At 48.4% G+C, this 7,282-nt stretch carries 2 protein-coding genes; one reads left to right on the top strand and one right to left on the bottom strand.

Annotated features, from left to right (window positions below):
* Positions 1-69 precede the first annotated feature (69 nt).
* The gene (locus tag LKK83_RS20195; RefSeq protein WP_324633115.1) at positions 70-6,564 is read left to right on the top strand and encodes an AAA family ATPase; all 6,495 of its coding nucleotides are present in this window, start codon (positions 70-72) and stop codon (positions 6,562-6,564) included.
* A 71-nt stretch (positions 6,565-6,635) separates the two neighbouring features.
* On the opposite strand, the gene LKK83_RS20200 is transcribed toward LKK83_RS20195, so the two are convergent.
* On the bottom strand, positions 6,636-7,178 hold the full coding sequence (locus tag LKK83_RS20200; RefSeq protein WP_324633116.1) for a DUF2231 domain-containing protein: 543 nt from the start codon (positions 7,176-7,178) through the stop codon (positions 6,636-6,638).
* Positions 7,179-7,282: the final 104 nt, after the last annotated feature.

The raw sequence follows: 7,282 nt of genomic DNA on the forward strand, positions 1-7,282 counted from the left end.
GGGGAGAACTCCTCCCTACGCATAAATGACGAGGGTTTCCGTTCTCCCCCTTACCAACCCTAATTTCTGATGACAATGTTTGAAATTCCCGGATACACCTTGACCCAAGAAATTCAAGTAGGGGGTCAGACCGCAATTTGTCGGGGCTATAGAAAATGCGATCGCCGCCCAGTTATCGTCAAGCTGATAACCAGCGATTACCCAGATTTACAGCAAATTTATAATTTAGAGAGAGAATATGAAATCACCCAACGAATAGAAAGTCCTGGGGTGGTAAAAGTTTGGGAAAAAGTGGCCGATCGCCGAGGCATTCCCAGCCTGATTTTTGAGGATTTTGGCGGAATTTCCCTGAAAGGCTTTTTAAGCGATCGCCCCCTTCCCCTAGGAGAGTTTTTGCAGATAGGGATTCAAATCGCTCAGACCTTGGGCGAGTTGCACCACCATCAGATTATTCATAAAGATATCAAGCCATCGAATATTATCATACATCCGGAAACTCGTCAAGTCAAAATTACGGATTTTAGCATTGCGATCGCTCTGAGCAAAGAAACCGTTCGCGTCAGCAATCCCAACACCGTGCAAGGAACCTTGGCCTATATTTCCCCGGAACAAACCGGGCGGATGAATCGCGCCCTGGATTATCGCACCGACTTATATTCCACCGGGGTCAGCTTTTATGAAATGCTCCTGGGGCAACTTCCATTTACCGCTACCGATCCGATAAGCTGGATTCACTGTCACATTGCGAAACAACCCCAATCCCCCCGGGAACTGAATCCCCAAATCCCCGCACCCCTATCCGATATCGTCCTCAAATTACTCGCTAAAACTCCGGAAGCGCGCTATCAAAGCGCCTGGGGACTGAAAGCGGATTTAGAAACCTGCTGGAAACAGCTCCAAAGTGCGGACACGATCGCCCCGTTTGTTCTCGGGCAATATGACAGTTACGATCGCTTTGAGATTCCGCAAAAGCTCTATGGGCGCGATCGGCAAATTGCGATTCTCACAACCGCCTTCCATCGCATCCGGGAAGGTACCCCGCACCTGGTACAAGTCGCCGGTTATTCCGGAATTGGCAAATCTGCGTTAGTCGCCGAACTCCATAAACCGATTGTGGAAGCGCGGGGATATTTCATTCAGGGAAAATACGACCCCTACAAACGCAATATTCCTTATTTTGCCTTCGCTAAAGCCTTTCAAGAATTGATTCGACAGCTTTTAACCGAAAGTGAAGAACTCATCCAAGTTTGGCAGAAAAAGATTTTATCGCAAATTGGCATGAATGGGGCGGCAATAATCGAGGTAATTCCAGACCTAGAACTGCTCATTGGAGAACAGCCACCCCTGCCCAAATTGCCCGCCAAGGAAGCACAACAGCGGTTTCATTTGGTCTTTGAAGCATTCCTAAGCGTATTTGCCCAACCCGAACATCCGTTAGTGATTTTTCTCGACGATTTGCAATGGGCAGATTCCGCTTCCTTGACCTTGATTCAGATATTGATGAACCAACGCGATCGCCGGGATTTGTTGCTGATTGGAGCCTATCGCGACAATGAAGTATCGGCGACCCATCCATTGGCGATCGCCTTGCAGAAAATTGACCCCACGCGCCTCACCCGAATTCAACTGCAACCCTTAGGGGTAGAAGACATCGCCACCCTGCTTGGCGACACCCTGAATTGCACTCCAGAATCGGCGCAATCCCTAGCTACCATTCTAGCACAAAAAACCCAGGGAAATCCCTTCTTTTTAACTCAGCTTTTGCACTCCCTTTACGAGGAAAACTTGTTGACCCGCACCTCCCCCACGCGCCCGGGGGAAACCGCCCAGTGGACCTGGGATATGCAGCAGATTCAAAACCAGGTACTCCGGGAGAATGCGATCGATTTAACCCTGGGCAATATTGAAAAGCTCTCCCCACAGACCCAAACCCTGCTAAAATTAGCCGCTTGTATTGGCACGCAATTCGACTTAGACCTGCTGGCGCGGGCGAATGAGCAACCCTTAAGTGCCACTATCGCTCAACTAGAGTTAGGGATTCAGTCCGGATTAATTCTCCCTCTAAGCAATGGGTATAATCTGCCAGTTTCCGCTCTTTTGAATCCCGAAGGCCAAACCGATTATAATGCGATATTTTCCCAGGATAACTGGAAAGAATTTGCCGTAAATATGGGCTACCAGTTCGTACACGATCGCGTCCATCAAGCACTGTACGACTTACTTTATTCCCGGGATAAAACCGAGCTTCACTGGAAAATCGGCCAATTATTACGGGAAGGAACACCCCCGGAAGAACGGGACGAAAAAATATTCGAGATTGTCAATCACCTGAATCTCGGCGTCGGGTTAATTACCGAGCGATCGCAACTAGAAGAACTGGCAAAACTGAATTTAATCGCCGGACAAAAAGCCAAAGCCACTAGCGCCTATGAGTCGGCTGTGGATTACTTAACCTCTGGGTTAAACCTACTCCCGGAAAATAGCTGGGAAACTCACTATGACTTAACCCTATCTCTGGCAATCGAAACCGTAGAATCCCGCTACCTCACCACCAATTTTGAGGCGGCGCAACCCCTAGCCGAAGAAGTGTTAAACCGGGCAAAAACTATCCTCGAACAAGTCACCGTTTATGAAATAAAAATTCAGCACTTTATTTCGCAAAACAAATTGGACTCCGCAATTGATACGGGTCTGCAAGTGCTTTCTATCTTGGGAATTTCTCTGCCCAAAACTCCCTCCCGCCTGCAAGGATGGATGTTGAAATTACAAACCCAATTTCGCATGAGTAATCGCGCCCTTGAAGACCTGAAAGCGCGCCCCACCATGACCGACCCCCATCAATTAGCGGCGATGCGGATTTTAATGCAAATTTGCGCGCCCGCATATAACGTCAATCCCGCTTTATTGCCGATTTTGGTACTCACAATGGTCAATCTGGCCATGCAATATGGGAACTCTCCTTTTGCGGCTTATGCCTATGGCATTTATGGATTAATCTTATCGGGAAATGAGAAAAATGTAGAGGCGGGATATGCTTTTGGCGAACTGTCCCTCACCCTGTTAAAGCGCTTCAATGCCAGAGAATTGGAATGTCGCGTGTTGAAGATGTTTAACTCCCACGTGCGCTTCTGGAAAGAGCATCTGCGCGCCACGATTCCCGATTTGCTGGAAACCGTGCGCGTGGGGTTGGAAACTGGAGAGTTAGAATATGGCGGATATGGCGCTGCGGAATATTGCATTCATCTGTTTTTTGTGGGCGAAAACTTGTCCGAGTTGGCGACAACGTTTGAAGAATACAGCGAGCTAATTGCTAAAATTAAGCAGGATTTTAGTTTGGACTATATTAATATTTGGAGACAGGCGGTTTTACAGTTGCGCGATCGCCCTGGGGAAGTCACCGCGTTGGTGGGCGAGTGCTTCGACGAAGGGGAAATGCTCCCGAGGTTTAAGCGCAACAATCTGGGACTGTTTCTCTTTTGCGTCTATCTGGCAAAAACCATTGTCTGTTATTTATACGGCGAGTTTGAAGCGGCGCTGGAGAATGCAAAACAAGCGGAACAGTATAAAGATCGGGGTCGCGGGTTGATGAAATTTCCCCTGCATCACGTTTATTATTCCTTGGCATTGTTGGCGCAGTATCCGCAACTCTCAAAAGCGCAACGGCATCAGGCGATCGCCAAGGTGACGGAAAATCAGAAAAAACTGAAAAAATGGGCTGATTCTGCGCCGGAAAACTTTGTGCATCAGTATGAATTGGTGAAAGCGGAAAAAGCGCGAGTGTTGAACCAACCGCTGCGGGCGATCGCCGCTTACGAAAACGCGATAAAACAAGCTCGAGAAACGGGATACTTGCGCGAAGAAGCGATCGCCAATCAACGCGCCGCCGAATTTTATCTCGCCCGGGGAACGGAAACCGTGGGATATACCTACTTGAAAGAAGCGCATTATGCCTATCGGCGCTGGGGGGCGACAGGCATTATTGAAGCGTTAAAATCTCGCTATCCGCAGGTATTGTCTCGTCAGCGCACTACCGATAACCAACCGGAATTGATGAGTACCAAAACTTCCTCTAGCGGTGCGATGGATTCTCTGGATTTATCTGCCGTTTTGAAAGCTTCACAAGCAATTGGCAGCGAAATTGTTTTAAATCAATTGCTCGAAACGTTAATTGCCATTGCAATGGAAAATGCCGGGGCGACAAAAAGTTGTTTGATTTTAGCAGAAGCGGGAACGTTATTTGTGGAAGCTACCGGAACCGTAGAACCGGCAGAAATTCGGGTGGGCGATCGCACCCGGGTAGATGCGGTGGAACATTTACCCCGTTCCCTCATTCAATACGTGGCGCGCACTCAGGAAAATGTGGTGTTAGATCGGGCGGCGAAAGAGGGATTATTTACCAACGACCCTTATTTGCAAACCTATAATATTCCCTCGGTTTTATGTATGCCAATTGTGGCCAAAGGGAAAGCGATCGGGATTCTTTATTTGGAAAATAATCTCGCCCCCGGAGCGTTTACCCCAGACCGGGTTGAAGTGTTAAAATTGCTGTCTGCACAAGCGGCGATTTCTTTAGAAAATGCCCGGTTGTATGGGAATTTATCCGCCAGCGAACGACGCCTGCGCCGCCAAAGTCGCGCGCTTTTAAAGCTGGCTAAACGCAACAATCAAAACATGGATTTTGGATTGGTAATGAAGGAAATTACCGAAGCAGGAGCGAATACCCTGGAAGTAGAGCGAGTTGGCGTGTGGTTATACGCACAAGAGCGATCGCGACTCGAATGTATCGATGGTTACGAACGCACTCCCCATCGTCACACATCGGGGATGGAATTGCTGGCGCGGGATTATCCGGTGTATTTTCGCGTCCTATCCTCGGAACGGATTCTGGCCAGTGAAAATGCACGCCAGGATCCGAGAACCTTAGAGTTTCTCGACGGTTATCTGATGCCATTTGGGATTACCTCGATGTTAGAAGCACCGATTCGCCTCGGGGGACAGATGGTGGGGGTATTGTGCCACGAACATACGGGAGAACCGCGCCAATGGGCGATCGAAGAACAGAACTTTGCCGGATCCTTGGCGGATTTAGTCGCCCTGGCGATCGAACGCGATCGCCGTGCGAAAGCAGAACAAGAGCGCGATCGCTTTTTTAGCGTCTCTTTGGATTTGCTCTGCGTCCTCGGATTTGATGGCTATTTCCAGCAATTAAATCCCGCCTGGGAAAAAACCCTTTCCTTCTCCATCGAAGAACTGAAGAAAACCCCTTTTCTGGATTTGCTGCATCCCGAAGACGTGCAACCCACCCTCGATGTAGTCGGGGATTTGAAATCCGGCAAAAATCTGATTTCTTTTGCCAATCGCTATCGCTGTGCCAATGGTTCTTATCGCTGGTTGTTGTGGAATGCCACCGCCTTTCCCGAACAGCAGTTAATTTATGCTGGGGCACATGATATCACCGAACTCAAACAGGCAGAAGAGGCTCTGCAAAAAGCCAATGAAGAATTAGAAATGCGCGTGGAAGAACGCACGGTGGAACTAAAAAATGCGATAGATTCCTTACGCGATACCAACGCTCAGTTGCACGACGAAATCGCAGTCCGCAAGCGCACTGAAGAGGCATTGCGACGCTCTAAAGCGCAACTGCAACAACAAACTAAAGAACTGCAAACCGCTTTGGAAAAACTGCAACTCACCCAAATGCAATTGGTACAAAATGAAAAAATGGCCAGTCTGGGTCAGCTTGTGGCCGGAATTGCCCATGAAATCAATAACCCGGTGAGCTTTATTTATAGCAATATCGAACCGACTCGTCAATATATTGAGGATTTGCTGCATCTGTTGGCGCTTTACCAAGAAGAGTATTCCCCGCCTTCTACCACAATTCAAGACGAGGAAATGGCTATCGAACTGGAGTTTTTAAAAGAGGATTTGCCCAAACTCCTGCAATCGATGAAAACTGGTGCCGATCGCATCCGCAAAATTGTCGTCTCCTTGCGAAACTTTTCCCGTCTGGATGAAGCGGAAAAAAAATGGATCGATATCCGCCAAGGCATCGAAAGTACCCTGCTGATTTTGCAACACCGCCTCAACGGCATTGATGTGATTAAAGACTTCGCCGATATCCCACAAATTGAGTGCTATTCCGCACAACTCAATCAGGTGTTTATGAATATCCTCAGTAATGCGATCGATGCCGTTGCGTCCTCGGGGGTGAGTCATTCGTCATTAGTCACTGGTCATTCGTCATCGGTAATAAATTCAAATGACAAAGGACAAATCACTAATGACCAACCCCAAAAAACCATCCGAATTCGCACCGAGACTTTGGAGGAGGCGATCGCGATTTATATTGCTGATAATGGTCCGGGAATTCCCGAGGAGATTAAACCGCGCATATTCGACCCATTTTTTACCACGAAAGCGGTGGGAAAAGGCACCGGTTTGGGATTGTCTGTGAGCTATCAAATTGTGGTGGAAAAACATGGGGGAGATTTGCAGTGCAGTTCTCAACCCGATCGCGGATCTGAGTTTATCATTCGTCTGCCCCTACAGATAAAAAAATAATCCCCAATCTAAATGTAGGGTGAGCAATGCTCACCCTACGGGAATGTCACCAATTCCTGACAATTGGCAGGTTAAGATTGCATTTCTCGCGTGGTTCCGATCGCACCGATTTTGTGGCGGAAAGTCAATTCGCCACCAAACCAACCGGTGACGCCCAGCAAGACACCGACGATCGCCGAAAGGGCTAGACCCCAGGGTACAATCGATAGTTCTGGATTGCCCATACGCAGCAGCCAATTAATCAACGTTAGCACCAGGGCCACAATATTGCCTGCCATATGCAGCCAACCCGCACTGCGATCGCGCACTCGTTTGATATTAAAAAAGTCAAACATCCCGGTAATTCCAGCGAGAATTCCCGAAACAAACCCCACGCCAATCAACCACATTGAGGCTTTTGCCCAGAAAAAGTCGGTGGTTATCCAATAGGCGACATCGCTACCCAATGCGCCGACTAAAAAAGCAATGGGTAAAGTAACGATAACCGGATGGATCGGATGACCGGCGATCGCCAGGGTACTGGGAATACCGCTATCGCGATAGTCGCCATCGTTGCTTTCGATCGCCGGTGGGATGTTCGGATAGGGAGAATTCGTTCTTTCCGTTGTTTCCATAACTGATTCCTGTCAAAACAGCTTCTTTTGTTCCAGAGTGCCAAAAGCACTCACATGCAAACATTTTGCTGCTTTACTTGTAATTCCTTTCCCCGAGAATCCGT

The organism is Phormidium sp. CCY1219 (assembly GCF_035615515.1).
Lineage (GTDB): Bacteria > Cyanobacteriota > Cyanobacteriia > Cyanobacteriales > Laspinemataceae > CCY1219.